Origin of the sequence: Burkholderia sp. LA-2-3-30-S1-D2 (genome assembly GCF_001523915.2) — a bacterium.
Taxonomy (GTDB): domain Bacteria; phylum Pseudomonadota; class Gammaproteobacteria; order Burkholderiales; family Burkholderiaceae; genus Burkholderia; species Burkholderia diffusa.
In genome coordinates this window covers 1,140,959-1,159,769 of the sequence record NZ_CP013384.1, presented here as the reverse complement: position 1 = coordinate 1,159,769, position 18,811 = coordinate 1,140,959, and the positions used below count along the sequence as shown (strand labels likewise).

The 18,811-nt window shown below is 64.1% G+C and carries 19 protein-coding genes; 3 read left to right on the top strand and 16 right to left on the bottom strand.

Translation table 11 applies throughout. The features are described 5' to 3' along the window. Positions 1–24 precede the first annotated feature (24 nt). Positions 25–1,197 (top strand): pyridoxal phosphate-dependent aminotransferase, encoded by a 1,173-nt coding sequence (locus WS66_RS18055; protein ID WP_059600444.1) that lies wholly within the window; start codon positions 25–27, stop codon positions 1,195–1,197. 49 nt (positions 1,198–1,246) lie between these two features. Here the strand turns inward: WS66_RS18055 and WS66_RS18050 are convergent, their stop codons facing one another. Then, positions 1,247–1,903 (bottom strand): glutathione S-transferase family protein, encoded by a 657-nt coding sequence (locus WS66_RS18050; RefSeq protein ID WP_059600443.1) that lies wholly within the window; start codon positions 1,901–1,903, stop codon positions 1,247–1,249. Between the two features lie 211 nt (positions 1,904–2,114). Between WS66_RS18050 and WS66_RS18045 the strand changes: the two genes are divergently transcribed. Both WS66_RS18045 and WS66_RS18040 read left to right on the top strand, forming a co-directional pair. Beyond that, entirely contained in the window at positions 2,115–2,906 is a 792-nt protein-coding gene (locus WS66_RS18045; RefSeq protein WP_059600442.1) for an oxepin-CoA hydrolase, alternative type, read from the top strand. Positions 2,907–3,067: 161 nt separating this feature from the next. Further along, positions 3,068–3,760 (top strand): glutathione binding-like protein, encoded by a 693-nt coding sequence (locus WS66_RS18040; RefSeq protein WP_059600441.1) that lies wholly within the window; start codon positions 3,068–3,070, stop codon positions 3,758–3,760. 51 nt (positions 3,761–3,811) lie between these two features. On the opposite strand, the gene WS66_RS18035 is transcribed toward WS66_RS18040, so the two are convergent. From WS66_RS18035 to nuoG, 15 genes are all read right to left on the bottom strand, one after another. After that, on the bottom strand, positions 3,812–4,288 hold the full coding sequence (locus tag WS66_RS18035; protein WP_059600440.1) for a MaoC family dehydratase: 477 nt from the start codon (positions 4,286–4,288) through the stop codon (positions 3,812–3,814). Further along, entirely contained in the window at positions 4,285–4,746 is a 462-nt protein-coding gene (locus tag WS66_RS18030; protein ID WP_059600439.1) for a MaoC family dehydratase, read from the bottom strand. The genes WS66_RS18035 and WS66_RS18030 overlap by 4 nt, the downstream gene beginning before the upstream one ends. Before the next feature lie 34 nt (positions 4,747–4,780). Next, entirely contained in the window at positions 4,781–5,914 is a 1,134-nt protein-coding gene (locus WS66_RS18025; RefSeq protein ID WP_059600438.1) for an acyl-CoA dehydrogenase family protein, read from the bottom strand. Between the two features lie 19 nt (positions 5,915–5,933). Then, positions 5,934–7,130, bottom strand: coding sequence for an acyl-CoA dehydrogenase family protein (locus tag WS66_RS18020; protein WP_059600437.1), 1,197 nt, complete (start codon positions 7,128–7,130; stop codon positions 5,934–5,936). 54 nt (positions 7,131–7,184) lie between these two features. Continuing rightward, positions 7,185–7,607, bottom strand: coding sequence for a DUF1178 family protein (locus tag WS66_RS18015; RefSeq protein WP_059600436.1), 423 nt, complete (start codon positions 7,605–7,607; stop codon positions 7,185–7,187). Positions 7,608–7,743: 136 nt separating this feature from the next. Continuing rightward, complete coding sequence (locus tag WS66_RS18010) at positions 7,744–8,334, bottom strand: NUDIX domain-containing protein (RefSeq protein WP_059468101.1); 591 nt, start codon at positions 8,332–8,334, stop codon at positions 7,744–7,746. A gap of 41 nt (positions 8,335–8,375) precedes the next feature. After that, positions 8,376–8,672 carry a DUF2818 family protein gene (locus WS66_RS18005; RefSeq protein WP_059533192.1) on the bottom strand — a complete coding sequence of 99 codons (297 nt, stop codon included), beginning with the start codon at positions 8,670–8,672 and terminating at the stop codon, positions 8,376–8,378. Beyond that, positions 8,672–10,126, bottom strand: a complete 1,455-nt coding sequence (gene nuoN / locus WS66_RS18000; protein ID WP_179955274.1) for an NADH-quinone oxidoreductase subunit NuoN — start codon at positions 10,124–10,126, stop codon at positions 8,672–8,674. The genes WS66_RS18005 and nuoN overlap by 1 nt, the downstream gene beginning before the upstream one ends. 36 nt (positions 10,127–10,162) lie before the next feature. Continuing rightward, positions 10,163–11,653: an NADH-quinone oxidoreductase subunit M gene (locus WS66_RS17995; RefSeq protein WP_059600434.1), complete on the bottom strand. Its 1,491-nt coding sequence runs from the start codon at positions 11,651–11,653 to the stop codon at positions 10,163–10,165. An 18-nt stretch (positions 11,654–11,671) separates the two neighbouring features. Beyond that, the gene (nuoL, locus tag WS66_RS17990; protein ID WP_059533198.1) at positions 11,672–13,726 is read right to left on the bottom strand and encodes an NADH-quinone oxidoreductase subunit L; all 2,055 of its coding nucleotides are present in this window, start codon (positions 13,724–13,726) and stop codon (positions 11,672–11,674) included. A gap of 17 nt (positions 13,727–13,743) precedes the next feature. Then, positions 13,744–14,049: an NADH-quinone oxidoreductase subunit NuoK gene (gene nuoK, locus WS66_RS17985; RefSeq protein ID WP_004185739.1), complete on the bottom strand. Its 306-nt coding sequence runs from the start codon at positions 14,047–14,049 to the stop codon at positions 13,744–13,746. Between the two features lie 18 nt (positions 14,050–14,067). Next, entirely contained in the window at positions 14,068–14,718 is a 651-nt protein-coding gene (locus tag WS66_RS17980; protein WP_059600433.1) for an NADH-quinone oxidoreductase subunit J, read from the bottom strand. A 114-nt stretch (positions 14,719–14,832) separates the two neighbouring features. Then, the gene (gene nuoI / locus WS66_RS17975) at positions 14,833–15,321 is read right to left on the bottom strand and encodes an NADH-quinone oxidoreductase subunit NuoI (RefSeq protein WP_009691265.1); all 489 of its coding nucleotides are present in this window, start codon (positions 15,319–15,321) and stop codon (positions 14,833–14,835) included. A 12-nt stretch (positions 15,322–15,333) separates the two neighbouring features. Beyond that, a complete protein-coding gene (nuoH, locus tag WS66_RS17970; RefSeq protein ID WP_059533202.1) occupies positions 15,334–16,401 on the bottom strand; it encodes an NADH-quinone oxidoreductase subunit NuoH in 1,068 nt (355 codons plus the stop codon). Continuing rightward, positions 16,402–18,732, bottom strand: coding sequence for an NADH-quinone oxidoreductase subunit NuoG (nuoG, locus tag WS66_RS17965; protein WP_059600432.1), 2,331 nt, complete (start codon positions 18,730–18,732; stop codon positions 16,402–16,404). Positions 18,733–18,811 lie beyond the last annotated feature (79 nt).

Genomic DNA, 18,811 nt, shown 5'->3' with positions numbered 1-18,811 from the left:
CACCATCCGCTTGCGACCGTATCGATGAACGCTCCTTCCGACATGCCCACGACTCCCGTTTTCCCCTCGCGCCTGCCGAACGTCGGCACGACGATCTTCACGGTCATGAGCGCGCTCGCCGCCGAGAAAGGCGCCGTGAACCTCGGCCAGGGCTTCCCGGATTTCGACTGCGACCCGCGCATCGTCGACGCGGTCGCGGCCGCGATGCGCAACGGTCACAACCAGTATCCGCCGATGGCCGGCGTCGCGCCGTTGCGCGACGCGATCGCCGGCAAGATCGCGCAGGTCTACGGCCGGCTCTACGACCCGGCCACCGAGATCACGGTCACGGCCGGCGCGACGCAGGCCCTGCTGACGGCGATCCTGTGCGCGGTCCATCCGGGTGACGAGGTGATCGTCGTCGAACCGACCTACGACAGCTATCTGCCGTCGATCGAGCTCGCCGGCGGCAAGCCCGTGTTCGTCACGCTGGAAGCGCCCGACTATGCAATTCCGTTCGATCGCCTGGCCGCCGCGATCACGCCGAAAACTCGAATGATCATGATCAACACGCCGCACAATCCGACCGGCACCGTGTGGCGCGAGGCCGACATGCGCAAGCTCGAGGAGATCGTGCGCGGCACCAACGTGCTGATCCTGTCGGATGAAGTGTACGAACACATGGTCTACGACGGCGCGCGCCATGAAAGCGTCGCGCGCTACCCGGAACTGGCCGCGCGCAGCTTCATCGTGTCGAGCTTCGGGAAGACCTACCATGTGACGGGTTGGAAGGTTGGCTACGTCGCGGCGCCTGCCGCGCTGACCGCGGAGTTCCGCAAGGTCCATCAGTTCAACGTGTTCACGGTGAATACACCGATGCAGGTCGGGCTCGCCGACTACCTGCGCGATCCGGCACCGTACCTGACACTGCCCGACTTCTACCAGAAGAAGCGCGACTTCTTCCGCGCCGGCCTCGAGCGCACGCGCTTCAAGCTGCTGCCCTGCCCCGGCACGTACTTCCAGTGCGTCGACTATTCGGCGATCAGCGACCTGCCCGAAGCGGAATTCTCGAAGTGGCTCACGTCGGAGATCGGCGTGGCGGCGATTCCGGTGTCGGCGTTCTATCACGAACCGCGCGAATCGGGCGTCGTGCGCTTCTGCTTCGCGAAACAGGAAAGCACGCTGGCATCCGCACTCGAACGGCTCGCACGCCTGTAAGTCCTGCATGGGCGGCCGGGCGCGGTACGACACCGCGCCCACGCCGCGCTTACGAACGCGCAGCGCTCGTCGCCTCGACATAGGCCTTGCGATCAGCCGCCACGCGCTGCGCGGCCGGCCGCTCACCGACCAGCTTCGCGTGCGCCTTCCAGTCAATGCCGGCATCAAGCAGGAAATCGCGACCGAAGATGGCCTTCGTCGCCATGCCGATCACCGGCAGATGAATCGTCGCGGCAATGTCCGCAAGACTGAACGTGTCGCCGAGCACGTAGGGCGAGAACTGCGTCATCCGCTTGAACGCATCGATCGAGCGCGGCAGGCGCTTCTCGACGTGCGCCTTCGTCCCGTCGCTGACCTTGCCGCCGAAAAACGCTTCCGTATAGACCTCGCGCGTGGTCCATTCGAGATACAGCTCGAGCGTCTCGACGAGTTCACGCACCTTCGCAGCCGCGAACGGTCCGGCCGGGAAAATGGCCTTGTCGGGATAACGCGCCGCCAGATATTCGATGATCACCTGCGATTCGAACAGCGCGCCCTCTTCCGTCTTCAAGAACGGAATCTTGCCGAGCGGCGAATCGGCGAGCAGTGCCGGATCGCTGATCGGCAGGCTGCATGCCATTTCCTCGAACGGGATGTCATGTTCGAGCAGGACGAACTTCACCTTGTTGTAATAGTTGGACAACGGAATACCGCACAGCTGTAGCATCGGAGTCTCCTTCGTTGCTGAAGCGCGGCCGCGGCGATGCCGGCGGCATCGGGATGCGTCGCGCTGAAAAGCACGTTCGTGCTAGTCTAAAGCAGTTTCGCGTCTGTCACGACAACAACGCATCCGCTGCGGCAGCACCCTCACGGGTATGCGCATGCGCCCGCGTAGCATGCGGTGCCGCAGCCTCGCCATCCGATGGAGACACACTCGCATGAGTGCTGAACTGCTGGCCTCGCGTCCGCCCGAGAGCGAATCGACGCTCGTCCTCACGCTGTCCAATCCCGGCGCACGCAACGCGCTGCATCCCGACATGTATGCGGCCGGCGTCGAGGCGCTCGCCACCGCCGAGCGCGACCCCGCCATTCGCGCGGTCGTGCTCACGGGTGCCGATCGCTTCTTTTGCGCGGGCGGCAACCTGAACCGACTGCTCGACAACCGCTCGAAGGATCCGTCCTATCAGGCCGACAGCATCGATCAACTCGCCGCGTGGATCACGGCGATCCGCGCAGCGACCAAGCCCGTGATCGCGGCAGTCGAAGGTGCGGCGGCCGGCGCGGGCTTTTCGCTCGCGCTCGCGTGCGACCTGGTCGTTGCCGCGCACGACGCGAAGTTCGTGATGTCGTACGCGCGTGTCGGCCTCACGCCCGACGGCGGCGGCTCGTGGTTCCTCTCGCGCGCACTGCCGCGTGCGCTCGCCGCCGAAATCCTGTTCGAGGGCAAGCCCGTCGCGGCCGACCGCCTGCATGCGCTCGGCGTCGTCAATCGGCTCGCCGTGCCCGGGGCCGCGCTGTCCGACGCGCTCGCGTGGGCCGACTCGCTTGCCGGCATCTCGCCGAACGCGCTCACGCGCATCAAGTCGCTGCTCGACGATGCGGCCGCACAGCCGCTCGATGCGCATCTGGACACCGAGCGCGATCACTTCGTCGCATCGTTGCATCATGCGGACGCATTCGAAGGGATTACCGCATTCCTCGAGAAACGCCAACCGCACTACAAGCGCTGATACGCAAGCCGTCGCCGTTACAGCGGCGTTTCGGTCGCCGCAACGCCATGCACGCGACCGCACGTTCGTCGCCTGCAGCCCGCACCGATCCATGCTCTAATGACCGCCTGTCGCGGCGCCCCGCCGGCGCCGTTTTCGCGCATGCAATAAAGGAGTTGACGATGATCGACGTCTACAGCTGGGCGACCCCGAACGGCCACAAGGTACACATCATGCTCGAGGAAACGGGCCTCGCGTATCGTGCGCATCCGGTCGATATCGGTGCGGGCGACCAGTTCAAGCCCGAATTCCTGAAGATCAGCCCGAACAACAAGATCCCCGCGATCGTCGACTCGGACGGCCCCGGCGGCAAGCCGATCTCGCTGTTCGAATCGGGCGCGATCCTCGTGTACCTGGCGGAAAAGACCGGCAAGTTCCTGCCGACCGAGCCGGCCGAGCGCTACGCGACGCTCGAATGGCTGATGTTTCAGATGGGCGGCGTCGGCCCGATGCTCGGGCAGGCGCATCACTTCCGGCTGTATGCGCCGGAGAAGATCGAGTACGCGGTCAATCGCTACACGAACGAAGCGAAGCGCCTGTACAACGTGATGGAAAAGCGTCTCGGCGAATCCGAATTTCTCGCCGGCGACACGTACACGATCGCGGACATTGCGACGTTCCCGTGGACGCGCTCGTGGCAGAATCAGGGCATCGCGCTCGACGAACTGCCAAACGTGAAGCGCTGGCACGAAACGATTGCCGCGCGTCCGGCCGTGCAGCGCGGCGTCGAAGTACTCGCGTCGCTGCGCAAGCCGCTGCAGGACGACAAGGCGCGCGAAATGCTGTTCGGTGCGACGCAATACGCAAAGCACTGACGAACCACGCAACAAGAGACGCGGCGGCATCCGTCGACGCCGCCGCGCGCATCAGAAATAGTGCAGCGTAATGAATTCCGCCGCGCAAACGAGCAACGGCACGTCCGGACGCTCGACCTGCATCGACACAGACCACGTCACCTGCACGCCGCCCTGAGCGGCCTCTGCGGCTTCCTTCACCGCGAACAGCGCGCGCACGCGTGCGCCGACCGGCACCGGCTTCAGGAATCGCACGCGGTTCAGTCCGTAGTTCACGCCCATCTTCTGCTCGAAGCGCATCGCATCGGTCATCAGCGCGGGAATCAGCGACAGCGTTAGGAATCCGTGCGCGATCGGGCCGCCGAACGGCGACTCGCGCCGCGCCCGCTCGGGATCGACGTGAATCCACTGATGATCGCCGGTGGCGTCGGCAAAACCATCGACGCGACGCTGGTCGATCTCGACCCAGCCGCTCGCGAGCGGCTCCGCGCCGACCCGCTCGTGCAGCGCTTGCGCCGACGCGATAAGCGGCACTGTCACGTCCGTCATGCGCCTACTCCTTGCGGATGACGCAGTCCGAAGATCACCTTGGTATGCACGGTGATCACCGTGTCGCCGGCACCGTTGACGCCGATCCACTCCGTCGACACGATGCCGCGATCGGGCTTGCTCGCCGACACGCGCTTGTCGTGGACCTTCTGGTACATCGTGATCGTGTCGCCGGCACGCACGGGCTTGAGCCAGCGGATCGAGTCGATGCCGGGCGAGCCCATGCTGGTCGAATCCGGCCCCAGCTTCTTGATGAGCAGGCTCATGAACACCGAACACGTATGCCAGCCGCTCGCAACCAGTCCACCGAACGGCGATGCCTTGCCGGCCGCTTCGTCGAGGTGGAACGGTTGCGGATCGTAGCGTAGCGCGAACGCCTTGATGTCGTCCGATTCGAACGTATAGCGACCGATTTCGGTCGTACCGCCGACTTCCAGATCTTCGTAACTGATACCCACTGTCTATCTCCTCTGGCGCGCGCACGCGCCGCCGTCATGCCGCGTCGGATTGCGCGAAATCCGGCAGGGCCGCAATGCGCGCAAGATGATGATCGGTGTCGCCGAGTGTCGTCTCGATGATCGACAGCCGCTTGAACAGGTGTGCGGCGGCTACCTCATTGGTCACGCCCATGCCGCCGTGCAGTTGCACCGCCTGCTGCCCGACGAAGCGTGCGGCCGCGCCGACCCGCGCCTTCGCGGCCGACACCGCCTTGCGACGGGCATCGGCATCGCCGCCCGCGTAACGCACCGCAGCCAGGTAAGTCAGCGAGCGCGCCTGCTCCGCATGAATCAGCATGTCGACCATCCGGTGCTGCAGTGCCTGGAAACGTGCAATCGGTACGCCGAACTGTTCGCGCGTCTTCGTGTATTCGACCGTCACGCGGTTCAGCTCGTCGAGTGCGCCGACCGCTTCCGCGCAAAGCAGGAAGGTCGCGTAATCGGCAATCTGCTCGAGTGCGGCCGCGTCGCGTGCGCCGCCCGTCAGCTGTCGCGCGGGCGTGTCACGCAGTTCGATCGTCGCAGCGCGCTGGCCGTCGATCGTCCGATAGTCGACGACTTTCGCCCCCGCGGCATCGCGCTCGACGACGAACAGGCCGATGCCGCCTCCGTCGACGCGCGCGGGTACGATCCACGCATGCGCCTGAGCGCCGTGCTGAACGACCGACTTGGTTCCGGTCAGTCGGTACGTGCCGCCCTGCTCGCGCGCGTGCGTATCGAGTGCGTACAGGTCGTAGCGCGCCCGCGGTTCGTGGAATGCAACGGCCAGGCGCTTCTGCCCTTGTGCGACCGCTTCCAGCAGCGCGGCATCGTCACCCGTGCCGGACCCGGCGACACGCAGCGCCTCGATGCCGACCGCCGTCGCCCAGTACGGCTCGACCACGAGTGCACGGCCGAGCTCCTGCATCGCGACCAGCATGTCGACCGGGCCGCCGCCGAAACCGCCCTGTGCATCGGGCACGGGCAGCGCGGTCAGGCCCAGCTCCGCGAATGCGCTCCATTGCGCGTCCGACACGCCGGCATCGCTTCGCACGATGGCCTGGCGTGCGTCGAAACCGTATTGCTGGCCGAGATAACGACGCAGCGCGTCGGCAAACTGTTGCTGCTCATCGGTAAAGCTGAAATCCATGGTTGTCTCCGTTCCCTGATCACAGCCCCAGGATCATCTGCGCGATGATGTTCTTCTGAATCTCGTTCGAACCACCGTAGATCGACGTCTTCCGGTAATTGAAGTAGTAGGCGGCGAGCGGCGCGGCATCATCGTCGCCCGCGCTGCTGTGTTCGCGTTCGCCCTCGAGGAACGGGACGTCGAACGGCGCGGCGAGCGGCCCGATCGCCTCGAACATCAGCTCGGTAAGCGCCTGCTGCACCTCCGTGCCCTTGATCTTCAACATCGATGCCTCGGGGCCCGGCCCCTTGCCGCTCGTCTCGCGGCTCACGACACGCAGCACCGTCACCTCCAGCGCCATCAGCTCAACTTCGAGCGCGGCGACCTTCGCGGCAAACACGGGATCGGCGAGCAGCGGCTTACCGTTCTTGAACTGGTTCGACGCCACGCGTTTCAGGAATGCGAGCTCGCGCTTCGACGCGCCGACGCGTGCGATGCCGGTGCGCTCGTGGCCCAACAGGTATTTCGCGTAAGTCCAGCCGCGGTTTTCATCGCCGACGAGATTCTCGACGGGCACCTTCACGTCCTCGAAGAACACCTCGTTGACTTCGTGATCCTCGTCGAGCGTGATGATCGGGCGCACCGTGATGCCAGGCGTCTTCATGTCGATCAGCAGGAACGAGATGCCCTCCTGTTTCTTCGCCGCCGGATCGGTGCGCACGAGACAGAACATCATGTCCGCGTACTGACCCAGCGTCGTCCAGGTCTTCTGGCCGTTGACGACGTAGTGGTCGCCATGACGTTCGGCACGCGTGCGCAGCGATGCAAGATCCGACCCGGAGCCCGGCTCCGAATACCCCTGGCACCACCAGTCGGTACCGTCGAGAATGCGCGGCAGATAGTGGCGCTTCTGCGCTTCGCTGCCGTATTTCATCAGCACCGGCGCGACCATCGATACGCCGAACGGCAGCACGGTCGGCGCGCCGATGCGTGCGCACTCCTCATCCCAGATGTGGCGCTGCGTCGCGTTCCATTCCGGACCGCCATATTCGGCCGGCCACGCGGGCGCGGACCAGCCGCGCTGGCCGAGAATCCGGTGCCAACTCGCGAAATCCTCGCGGTCCAGTCGTTTGTGATCGAGTACCTTGGCGCGCAGTGCATGAGGCAGGTTGGCCTCGAGCCAGACGCGAACGTCGACGCGGAACGCGTCGTCGGCGGGGGAGTAATCCAGATCCATGCGCAGTGTCTCCTGGCCGCGGCCGTCCGGCCCGGCAAGGACACACTGCGTACGTCATTGCAGCGGTTCTTTCAGCGCGGCAGGAATCGGTAGCGGCATCACGTCGATGCCTTCTTCGACCAAAGATTGCGCATCCTCCGGCGTCGTGACGCCACGAATGCTGCGCGCCGGCGCCTCGTTGTAATGAATGCGCCGCGCTTCCTCGGCGAAGCGCTCGCCCACGTTCTCGGTCTTCTCCAGCACCTCGCGCAGTGCGCGCATCACCTGCGCCTGCAACGCACGCGGATCGGTCGGCTGCGCCTGCGTCGCACCCGACAGGTTCAGGCGCGGCGCCGACGGCATCCGGTTGATCTCGGTCGTCCCGCACACCGGACATTCGACCAGCTTGCGGGACAACTGCGCTTCGAACTCATCGGCGGAAGCGAACCAGCCTTCGAACCGATGACCGTGCGGGCACTGTAAATCGAGGACCTTCATGCTGAATCAGGGCGTGTGGCGAGTGTAGCGCAAAACGCGCTTTTGTGAACGATCGTGCTAAACGAGGATCGCGCGGCCGGACAGCGGCCGCATCACAGAATTGTAACGCGGCGCCCCACTCGCCGCTGACGCGCCGTCAGGGCTTCTCGACCGGGCCGAGCGGCCAGGTGCCGGACAGCACCTTGTCGAGCCACATTGCGCCGATGATCGTCTTCACGTCAGTGATCTGGCCTGTGCGCACCCACTCCTGCAGGTCGGGCAGCGTCGCCGTGAAGGTTTCGAGGAATTCGCCTTCGTCGAGCTTACGCTCGCCGGCCGTCAGGCCGCGCGCGAGATACAGGTCGATGAATTCGGTCGAATAGGAAATGATCGGGTGAATCCGGGCAAGGAACACGTATTCGCGCGCCGTGTAGCCGGTTTCCTCGCGCAGTTCGCGCACCGCGCAGGCGAGCGCGCCCTCGTTCGGATCAAGTTTGCCGGCAGGGAATTCGGCCATGACCTTGCCGATCGGATAGCGATACTGGCTTTCCATCAGCACGCGGCCGTCGTCGAACAGCGGGATCACCATCACCGCGCCGGGGTGCTGGACGTATTCGCGCGTGGCCTGCTTGCCGTCGGGCAAACGAACGGTATCGCGCTTCAGCTTGAGGAACGAGCCGTCGAAAATCGCCTCGCTCTCGAGGCAGGTTTCGGTCAGTGCGGCGTCGTGATTGGGTAGTTCGGCCATCGGCGGGCTCCGGAGGAATGAGCACGCGACGGCCGAAGCCGTCAGCGTCGTTTGACGAGATACTGGAACGTGAAGCCGGGAAACGCGAATACAACGAAGAGACTGAACGTGATCGCGTAGAACTGCCAGCCCTGTTCGAAGCGGTTGCCGGCGCGCGACTCGAGCCAGAAGCCGAGCGCACCGACGACGAAATACAGCACGATCAGTTCGCCGATCCGAACCCACGCGTTCTTCTTCGTCGCACCGATCGGCACGACGGCGAAAAGGCGTTGGTTCAGGAACGGTACGTTGGCGCATACGAGCGCCAACAGCACGATGAACCAGCCGGCTGCCGACATTACAGCGGCAGCGTGTGACGGATCGCCTGCAGGCAGGCCGTCAGCAGCGGGCTCGGGATCAGGCCGAGCACCACGACTGCAATACCGTTCAGCACGAGGATCGTGCGCTTGCAGAAATCGCCGGTGACCGGGGTCGCGTCCTGCGGTGCATCGAAGTACATCAGCTTGACGATGCGCAGGTAGTAGAACGCGCCGAACAGCGACGTGATCACGGCCAGCACGGCCAGCCACGTGAGACCCGCGTTGACGGTCGCCTCGAGCACCGCGAGCTTCGCGTAGAAGCCAACGGTCGGCGGGATACCGGCCAGCGAGAACATCATGACCATCATCACGAACGCGAACACCGGGCTGCGCTTGTTCAGGCCCTTGAAGTCGTCGATCGTTTCCGCTTCGAAATCGCGGCGTGCGAGCAGCATCACCACGCCGAACGAGCCGAGCGTCGTGATCAGGTAGACGATCGCGTAGAACATCGCCGAGCTGTACGCATTCGCCGGTGCGGCCGCGTCGCCCTTCACGATGCCGGCGAGCAGGCCGAGCAGCACGAAGCCCATGTTCGAGATCGCCGAGTACGCGAGCATCCGCTTGATGTTGCGCTGGACGATACCGGTGATGTTACCCACGATCAGCGACAGCGCGGCGAGGATCACGAGCGCGGTCTGCCAGTTCTGAGCGAGCGGCAGCAGGCCCATCACCAGGAAGCGCAGGCCCCACGCGAACGCGGCAACCTTCGGGCCGCCGCCGACGAACAGCGTCATCGCGGTCGGTGCGCCCTGGTAGACATCCGGCACCCACATGTGGAACGGCACGGCGCCGAGCTTGAACGCGATACCGGCGACGATGAAGACCACGCCAAACATCAGCACGGCCGCGTCGGTGTTGCCGCCGACCGCCTTGTACACCTCGCCCAGCTCGAGCGAGCCGGTCGCGCCGTAGAGCATCGAAATGCCGTACAGCACGAAGCCCGACGCGAGCGCGCCCAGCACGTAGTACTTCATCGCGGCTTCGCTCGACTGAGCGACATCGCGGCGCAGCGCGATGACGGCGTACAGCGACAGCGACATCAGTTCGAGGCCGAGGTACAGCGTCAGGAAGTTGTTGCCCGACACCATCACCAGTTGACCGAGCAGCGAGAACATGCCCAGCAGGAACACGTCGCCGCGGAACATGTCGCGGTCTTCGAGGTACTTGCGCGAATAGACGAGCGAGACCGCGAAGCCGAGCGACACGACGGCCTTCATCATGCTCGCGAACGAGTCGACGACGACCATCCGCGAGAAGAAGTAATACTGCTGCGGGTCCAGTGCCTGCACCGCGAACCACACGCCGGCAACGACCGACGAAACCACCGCGATCAGATAGGTCAGGCGGCGGCCAGCAGCACCGGTAAAGGTGTCATTCAGCCATGCGACGACGACGGCGATCATCACCAGCGCGTCAGGCAACAGGACATTCATAGGAGCGTTCATGATCTTGATTTCCTCCGCTCGCGATTACTGGGCCAGCGGCAGCTTGGACTGCGCGACGTGGGAGAGGAGGTTTTCCACGGAAACGTGCATCACGTCGGTGAAAGGCTTCGGATACAGACCCATCAGCAGCGTGAACGCGGCGAGCACGGCCAGCATCACGAATTCGCGACGGCCGATGTCCTTCAGCTTTGCAACGTGATCGTTCGCGACCGCGCCGAAGTACACGCGCTTGTACATCCACAGCGTGTAGGCGGCGCCGAGGATCAGCGTGAATGCCGCGCCGAATGCGATCCAGAAGTTGTACTGGACAGCCGCGAGAATCACCATGAACTCACCGACGAAACCCGAGGTACCCGGCAGGCCGCAGTTGGCCATCGAGAACAGCATCGCAAATGCCGCGAACTTCGGCATCACGTTCACGACGCCGCCGTAATCAGCGATCTGGCGCGAGTGCACGCGGTCGTACAGCACGCCGATGCACAGGAACATCGCGCCCGACACGAAGCCGTGCGAGATCATCTGGACGATCGCGCCTTCGACGCCGAGCTGGTTGAAGATGAAGAAGCCGAGCGTGACGAAGCCCATGTGCGCGATCGACGAATACGCGACCAGCTTCTTCATGTCGGCCTGCACCATCGCGACGAGGCCGATATAGATCACCGCGATCAGCGACAACGTGATCACGACCGGTGCCAGGAAGTGGCTCGCGTCAGGCGTGATCGGCAGCGAGAAGCGCAGGAAACCGTACGCGCCGAGCTTCAGCATGATTGCCGCCAGCACGACCGAGCCGCCCGTCGGCGCTTCCACGTGCGCGTCCGGCAGCCAGGTGTGCACCGGCCACATCGGCACCTTCACCGCGAACGCGAGGAAGAACGCAATGAACAACAGGATCTGCGGCGTCATCGCGATCTTGGCGTTCTGCCACGTCGCGAGGTCGAACGAATGCGTCTGCGTGTACAGGTAGATCAGCGCGACCAGCATCAGCAGCGAGCCGGCCAGCGTGTACAGGAAGAACTTGAACGCCGCGTACACGCGGTTCGGGCCGCCCCACACGCCGATGATGATGTACATCGGGATCAGGGTCGCCTCGAAGAACACGTAGAACAGCAGGCCGTCGGCCGCCGAGAACACGCCGATCATGATCCCGGACAGGATCAGGAACGCCGCGAGGTACTGCGCGACGTTCTCGGTGATCACTTCCCACGCGGCGATCACGACGATCACCGTGATCAGCGCGGTCAGCACGACGAACCACATCGAGATGCCGTCGACGCCGAGGTGATACGCGATGTTGAAGCGCTCGATCCAGGTCGACTGTTCGACGAACTGCAGCGCAGCCGTGCTCGAGTCGAAGCCCGTGATCAGCGGAATCGTGACCGCGAGACCGAGCAGCGAACCGATCAGCGCGACCCAGCGGGCCGTCCCCGGATTTTTGTCGTTACCTACCGCGAGCACGAGGAGGCCGAAAACGATCGGCAACCAGATCGCGGTACTGAGAATCGGAAAAGCGTGCATTAGTGTTGTCCCCCCGCCTTATTTGCCGCCGAGCGTTACAAACAGGGTCAGGAGCCCCAGCATGCCGATGATCATGGCGAACGCGTAGTGATAGATGTAACCGGATTGGAGGAAGCGGATCACGCCGGCGAACCAGCCGATGAACCGCGCGCTGCCGTTGACGAGACCGTCGATCACGACGACGTCGCCTTCCTTCCACAGGCCGCGGCCGATCGCCACCGAACCACGGGCGAACACCACTTCGTTGATCTTGTCCATGTAGTACTTGTTGTCCAGCAGCGTGTAGATCGGACCGAACGCGCGGCGGATCGACGCCGGCAGCTCCGGACGCTTCAGGTACAGGAACCACGCAACGACGACACCGGCGAGCGCCAGCCATACCGGCAGGCCCGACACCGAGTGCAGGCCCATGCCCACCCAGCCGTGGAACTCTTCGGCCATCTCGGCCAGTGCCGGATGGTTTTCACCGATGAAGATCACCTTGTCGAACGCGACGCCGTGCTGGAAGAAGTCGCCGAACAGCATCGGGCCGATCGCGATCGCACCGATGATCACCGACGGAATTGCCAGCAGGACCAGCGGCACCCACACGACCCACGGGGTCTCGTGCGGCTCGTGCGCGTGGTCGTCATGACCGTGGCCATGGCCGTGATCGTCGTGGCCGTGCGCGGCCGCCATGCCCATCGGCGATTCCGGATGCTTCGGCTTGCGGAAGCGCTCTTCGCCGTGGAACACCAGGAAGTACATGCGGAACGAGTAGAGCGCCGTGACGAACACGCTCGCGACAACCGCGAAGTATGCGAAGCCCGAACCCGGCAGGTGCGACAGCTTCACCGCGTCGATGATCGAGTCTTTCGAGTAGAAGCCGGAGAAGAACGGCGTACCGATCAGCGCCAGCGAACCGACGAGCGACGTGATCCACGTGATCGGCATGTACTTGCGCAGGCCACCCATGTTGCGCATGTCCTGGTCGTGGTGCATGCCCATGATCACCGAACCGGCGCCAAGGAACAGCAGCGCCTTGAAGAACGCGTGCGTCATCAGGTGGAACACGGCGACCGGGTACGCGGACACGCCGAGCGCGACGGTCATGTAGCCGAGCTGCGACAGCGTCGAATACGCAACCACGCGCTTGATGTCGTTCTGGACGATACCGAGGAAGCCCATGAAGAGCGCCGTGATCGCACCGATCACCGTGATGAACGACAGCGCGGTATCCGACAGTTCGAACAGCGGCGACATGCGCGACACCATGAAGATGCCGGCCGTCACCATCGTCGCCGCGTGAATCAGCGCGGAGATCGGGGTCGGGCCTTCCATCGAGTCGGGCAGCCAGACGTGCAGCGGGAACTGCGCCGATTTACCCATCGCGCCGATGAACAGGCAGATGCAGGCGACGGTCAGCAAGCCCCAGTCGGTGCCCGGGAAGTGCAGGCTTGCGAGCTCGGCACGCTTCGCGAACACTTCGCCGTAGTTCATCGAACCCGCGAACGCCAGCAGCAGGCCGATGCCCAGCAGGAAGCCGAAGTCGCCCACGCGGTTCACGAGGAACGCCTTCATGTTCGCGTAGATCGCGCTCTCACGCGTGAAGTAGAAGCCGATCAGCAGGTACGACACCAGACCCACCGCTTCCCAGCCGAAGAACAGCTGCAGGAAGTTGTTGCTCATCACGAGCATCAGCATCGAGAACGTGAACAGCGAGATGTACGAGAAGAAGCGCTGGTAGCCGTCTTCTTCCGACATGTAGCCGATCGTGTACACGTGCACCATCAGCGAGACGAAGGTCACGACGACCATCATCATCGCGGTCAGCGAATCGACGAGGAAGCCGACTTCGAGTTTCAGCGAACCGACGTTCATCCATTCGTAGACGGTCGCGTTGAAGCTCGCGCCGCCCATCACGTCGAGGAAGACTTTCGCCGACAGTAGGAACGCGATCAATACGCCGAGGATCGTGATTCGGTGTGCGCCCTTGCGCCCGACTGCGTTCCCGAACAGCCCCGCAATCAGCGAGCCGGCCAGCGGAGCGAGCGGAATCGCCAGCAGCAGGTTTTCATTGAGTGTCGTTGACATAACAGCGTTGCCTGAAATTAACCTTTGAGCTGATCGAGATCCTCGACATTGATCGTGTCGAGCTTACGGAACAGGGTCACCAGAATCGCGAGGCCGATCGCGGCTTCCGCTGCGGCGACGGTCAGCACGAAGAACACGAATATCTGGCCGTGCACATCGCCGAGGTAGTGCGAAAACGCGACGAAGTTGGTGTTCACCGCCAGCAGCATCAGTTCGATCGCCATCAGGATGATGATGATGTTGCGGCGGTTCAGGAAGATCCCGACGATCGCGATCGCAAAGAGGATCGCGCCGAGCACGAGGTAATGAGCAAGAGTCAGCATGGTTTTCTTTTCCTCCGCTTAGCCGTTGGTGCTCGTACCGGCTTCGCTCTGCGCCGTTTCCGGCTGCGGCTTTTCCGCTTCCATCTTCACGAGGCGCACACGGTCGTCGCGGCGCACCTTGACCTGATCCGACACGCGCTGCCGCTTGCTGTCCTTGCCCTTGCGCTCGGTCAGCCCGATCGCGGCGATAATCGCGACCAGCAGCACCAGGCCTGCGATTTCAAACGCGAAGATGTAGTCGGTGTAAATCACCTTGCCGATCAGGCGCGTGTTCGACCAGTCGGCCATCGCACCCGTCGCCATCGCGTGCACCGTGTGGGTGTCGCCGTAGCCGCGCCACAGGATCAGCGCGGTCTCGACCACGATGATCGCGCCGACGACGGTCGCCATCGGTACGAAGCGCTTGAAGTCGCGGCGCAGGTAATCGATGTTGATGTCCAGCATCATCACGACGAACAGGAACAGCACCATCACGGCGCCCACGTACACCAGCACCAGCAGGATCGCGAGGAACTCCGCTTCCAGCAGCATCCAGATCGCGGCGGCGTTGAAGAATGCCAGCACAAGGAAAAGCGCAGACGCCACCGGGTTGCGCGAAGTGATCACCTTCAGCCCTGATACCACCAGGAGCAGCGCGAAGATGTAGAACAGTACGGTCGTGAATTCCATGATTACCGGTTCATCGTTAGGCCATAGTCAGGCGCGGCTTGCGGGACGCTCTCGCGTGCCGCACCCGTCGCGGCGGCTCGGCCCGTTCCTGCCGGGCCGGCACTGCAAACACAATCAACGATACGGCGCGTCGGCGGCCTTCGCCGCAGCGATGTCCTTCTCGTAGCGATCGCCCACCGCGAGCAGCATTTCCTTCGTGAAATACAGGTCGCCGCGCTTTTCGCCGTGGTACTCGAGAATCTGCGTCTCGACGATCGAATCGACCGGGCAGCTTTCCTCGCAGAAACCACAGAAGATGCACTTCGTCAGGTCGATGTCGTAGCGCGTCGTGCGGCGCGTGTTGTCCGCGCGCGTTTCCGATTCGATCGTGATCGCCATCGCGGGGCACACTGCCTCGCAGAGTTTGCACGCGATGCAGCGCTCTTCGCCGTTTTCATAGCGGCGCAGCGCATGCAGCCCGCGGAAACGCGGCGAAATCGGGGTCTTTTCTTCCGGGAACTGCACGGTGAACTTGCGCTTGAACGTGTAACGACCGGTCAGCGCGAGCCCCTTCAGCAGCTCCGTCAGGAAGAAGGTCTTAAAGAAGTGTTGGATTGCCGTCATGATTTCGTCCGATTACTTCACCCAGATGTTGAGCGGCGACATCATCCAGAAGCCGACCACGACCACCCAGATCACGGTGACGGGCAGGAACACTTTCCAGCCCAGACGCATGATCTGGTCGTAACGATAGCGCGGGAACGTCGCGCGCACCCAGATGAACACCGACAGCAGCGCGAATACCTTCAGCACCAGCCAGAAGATGCCCGGAATGAACGACAGGAATTCGAACGGTGCGTCCCAGCCGCCGAGGAACAGCGTTGCGGCCAGCGCCGAGATCACGATCATGTTGATGTACTCGGCGAGGAAGAACAGCGCGAACGCCATGCCCGAGTAATCGATCATGTGACCTGCGACGATCTCCGACTCCCCTTCCACCACGTCGAACGGGTGACGGTTCGTTTCGGCGATGCCGGACACGAAGTAGACCACGAAGGCCGGCAGCAGCGGCAGCCAGTTCCACGACAGGAAGTTCACGCCGTGGCCGGCGAAGAAGCCGTGCTGTTGCGAGCCGACGATTTCCGACAGGTTCAGGCTGCCGGCCGTCATCAGCACGAGCACCAGCGCGAAGCCCATCGAGATTTCGTACGACACCATCTGCGCCGCAGCGCGCATCGCGCCGAGAAACGCGTACTTCGAGTTCGACGCCCAGCCGGCGAGAATCACCGCGTACACGCCGATCGACGAGATCGCCATCGCATACAGCAGGCCTGCGTTCACGTTCGCGAGCACGGCTTCGGCCTGGAACGGGATCACCGCCCACACGGCGAACGCCGGCACGACGGTCATGACCGGTGCGATCAGGTACAGCCAACGGCTGGCGGCGCTCGGCTGAATCACTTCCTTCAGCAGCAGCTTCAGCACGTCGGCGATCGGTTGCAGCAGGCCGCCGGGGCCGACGCGGTTCGGGCCGAGACGCACGTGCATCCAGCCGATCAGCTTGCGTTCCCACAGAATCAGGTACGCGACGCACAGCAGGATCACGACGGCGACGACGAGGATGCGCACGACGGCCCACACCGTCGGCCACGCGACGCCGAGAAGCTGGGCTCCGCCCGCGTTGATCGTATCGAACAAGCTCATTTACGCCTTCTCCACCACCAGTTCACCGGACAGGCTGCCGAGCGCTGCGCCGGCAGGCGTCGCCGCCGACACGCGAACGACCGTCTCCGCAAGATTCGCGTCGCGCACGGCCGGCAACTGCACCGCACGCTCGCCCTGGCGCACGCGCACTGCGTCGCCTTCCTTCAAGCCCAGCTTGTCGAACAGCGCGGCCGGCAGGGCTGCGGCATTCGCTGCCTTCGCGGCAGCCGTCAGGTGCAGCGCACCTGCGCGGCGCACCAGCACGTCGGCGTGATAGATCGGCACATCGGCCAGGCGCTCGAAGCCGCCATTCGCGGCATTCGCCGCGACGCGCGCCGGAGCGACCGACGTCTGGTTCGACAGGCGGCCCGCGACGCCTGCGTCGCCGAGCGCAGCGAGACGCACTTCTTCCGCCGTCTCGTATTCGAAGTTCGGCAGGCCGAGCAGGCTGCCGAGCACGCGCAGCACCTTCCATGCCGGACGCGTGTCGCCGAGCGGGCGCACGACGCCGTTGAAGCTCTGCACGGTGCCTTCCGCGTTGACGAACGTGCCGGACGTTTCCGTGAACGGCGCGATCGGCAGCAGCACGTCGGCGTAATCGAGGCCGTGCTTGAACGGCGACATCACGACGACCATCTCCGCCTGGTTCAGCGCGGCAAGCGCCTGCGCCGGATCGGCGGTGTCGAATTCCGGTTCGACGTTCAGCAGCACGTAGCCCTTGCGCGGCTGTGCGAACGCTTCGCGTGCATTCAGGCCGCCTTCGCCCGGCAGCGCGCCGACGACGTGCGCACCGACCGTGTTCGCCGCTTCCGTCAGGAAGCCGAATGTCGCGCCGGTGTTGTCGGCGATCCACTGGGCGACCGCGTGCAGCTTCGCGAATTCCGGATGGCGGACCGCGACGTTGCCGAGCAGCACCGCGCGGCGTTCGCCGTTCGCGAGCGACTGGGCGACCGCTTGCGCAGCCGGCGATGCCGTGACGCCCGCGAGCGTGTCGGGCAGCGCGACGCCGCGCAGTTGCGCGACGGCCGCGGCGATGCCGGCCAGCTCGTCGAGCCATGCCGACGGCGCGGCGACGATGCGCTGCGCCGTCGGGATCAGCGAGTCGTCGGCGGTCGCGTGCAGGAAGTGCAGCTTCGCGCCGTTCTTCGCAGCCTGGCGCAGGCGTGCGGCGAACAGCGGGTGGTCGCGGCGCAGGAACGAACCGACGACGAACGCGGCATCCACGCTCGACAGGTCGGTGATCGGCATGCCGAGCCACGGTGCGCCCTGGACCGGCGCCGAGAAATCCTGCTGCCGCAGACGGAAGTCGACGTTCGGCGTTTTCAGTTCGCTGGCGAGCTGCTTAACGAGGAACAGCTCTTCAGCGGTGCTGTGCGCGCTCGCGAGCATCGCCAGCGCGTTCGCGCCGTGATCCGCGGCGATGCCCTTCAGGCCCTTCGCGACATATTCGAGCGCGGTCTGCCAGTCGGTCTCGATCCACTGGCCGCCCTGCTTCAGCATCGGCTTCGTCAGGCGCTCTTCACTGTTCAGGCCTTCGTACGAGAATCGATCCTTGTCCGAGATCCAGCATTCGTTGATCGCTTCGTTCTCGAACGGCAACACGCGCATCACGCGGTTGTTCTTCACCTGCACGACGAGGTTCGCGCCGACTGAATCGTGCGGGCTCACCGACTTGCGGCGCGACAGTTCCCACGTACGTGCGCTGTAGCGGAACGGCTTGCTGGTCAGCGCGCCGACCGGGCACAGGTCGATCATGTTGCCCGACAGTTCGGAGTCGACCGTCTTGCCGACGAACGTCGTGATTTCCGAGTGCTCGCCGCGACCCAGCATGCCGAGCTCCATCACGCCGGCGATTTCCTGGCCGAAGCGGACGCAGCGCGTGCAGTGGATGCAGCGCGACATTTCTTCCATCGAGATCAGCGGGCCCACGTTCTTGTGGAACACCACGCGCTTTTCTTCCGAGTAGCGCGACGACGACTTGCCGTAACCGACCGCCAGATCCTGCAGCTGGCATTCGCCGCCCTGATCGCAGATCGGGCAGTCGAGCGGATGGTTGATGAGGAGAAATTCCATCACCGACTGCTGCGCCTTCACGGCCTTGTCGGACTGCGTGCGCACGATCATGCCTGCCGACACGGGCGTCGCGCAGGCAGGCACGGCCTTCGGCATCTTCTCGACTTCGACGAGACACATCCGGCAGTTGGCCGCGACCGACAGTTTCTTGTGATAGCAGAAGTGAGGAATGTACGTATCCGCCTTGTGCGCAGCCTGGATCACCATGCTGCCTTCGGGCACCTCGACCTTCTTGCCGTCTATTTCAAGTTCAACCATGATGGTGAATGGTCCTTAACCTATTTCCGCCCGTTCGCGCCTTCGCCCGACCGTGCGCTCAAATTCCGCAACCGGTGCT

Excerpts from the sequence above, each read along its gene's own strand:
- WS66_RS18055 (WP_059600444.1), top strand. The coding sequence starts at position 25 with ATGAACGCTCCTTCCGACATGCCCACGACTCCCGTTTTCCCCTCGCGC.
- WS66_RS18050 (WP_059600443.1), bottom strand. The coding sequence starts at position 1,903 with ATGCTACAGCTGTGCGGTATTCCGTTGTCCAACTATTACAACAAGGTG.
- WS66_RS18045 (WP_059600442.1), top strand. The coding sequence starts at position 2,115 with ATGAGTGCTGAACTGCTGGCCTCGCGTCCGCCCGAGAGCGAATCGACG.
- WS66_RS18040 (WP_059600441.1), top strand. The coding sequence starts at position 3,068 with ATGATCGACGTCTACAGCTGGGCGACCCCGAACGGCCACAAGGTACAC.
- WS66_RS18035 (WP_059600440.1), bottom strand. The coding sequence starts at position 4,288 with ATGACGGACGTGACAGTGCCGCTTATCGCGTCGGCGCAAGCGCTGCAC.
- WS66_RS18025 (WP_059600438.1), bottom strand. The coding sequence starts at position 5,914 with ATGGATTTCAGCTTTACCGATGAGCAGCAACAGTTTGCCGACGCGCTG.
- WS66_RS18020 (WP_059600437.1), bottom strand. The coding sequence starts at position 7,130 with ATGGATCTGGATTACTCCCCCGCCGACGACGCGTTCCGCGTCGACGTT.
- WS66_RS18015 (WP_059600436.1), bottom strand. The coding sequence starts at position 7,607 with ATGAAGGTCCTCGATTTACAGTGCCCGCACGGTCATCGGTTCGAAGGC.
- WS66_RS18010 (WP_059468101.1), bottom strand. The coding sequence starts at position 8,334 with ATGGCCGAACTACCCAATCACGACGCCGCACTGACCGAAACCTGCCTC.
- WS66_RS18005 (WP_059533192.1), bottom strand. The coding sequence starts at position 8,672 with ATGTCGGCAGCCGGCTGGTTCATCGTGCTGTTGGCGCTCGTATGCGCC.
- nuoN (WP_179955274.1), bottom strand. The coding sequence starts at position 10,126 with ATGAATGTCCTGTTGCCTGACGCGCTGGTGATGATCGCCGTCGTCGTC.
- WS66_RS17995 (WP_059600434.1), bottom strand. The coding sequence starts at position 11,653 with ATGCACGCTTTTCCGATTCTCAGTACCGCGATCTGGTTGCCGATCGTT.
- nuoL (WP_059533198.1), bottom strand. The coding sequence starts at position 13,726 with ATGTCAACGACACTCAATGAAAACCTGCTGCTGGCGATTCCGCTCGCT.
- nuoK (WP_004185739.1), bottom strand. The coding sequence starts at position 14,049 with ATGCTGACTCTTGCTCATTACCTCGTGCTCGGCGCGATCCTCTTTGCG.
- WS66_RS17980 (WP_059600433.1), bottom strand. The coding sequence starts at position 14,718 with ATGGAATTCACGACCGTACTGTTCTACATCTTCGCGCTGCTCCTGGTG.
- nuoI (WP_009691265.1), bottom strand. The coding sequence starts at position 15,321 with ATGACGGCAATCCAACACTTCTTTAAGACCTTCTTCCTGACGGAGCTG.
- nuoH (WP_059533202.1), bottom strand. The coding sequence starts at position 16,401 with ATGAGCTTGTTCGATACGATCAACGCGGGCGGAGCCCAGCTTCTCGGC.
- nuoG (WP_059600432.1), bottom strand. The coding sequence starts at position 18,732 with ATGGTTGAACTTGAAATAGACGGCAAGAAGGTCGAGGTGCCCGAAGGC.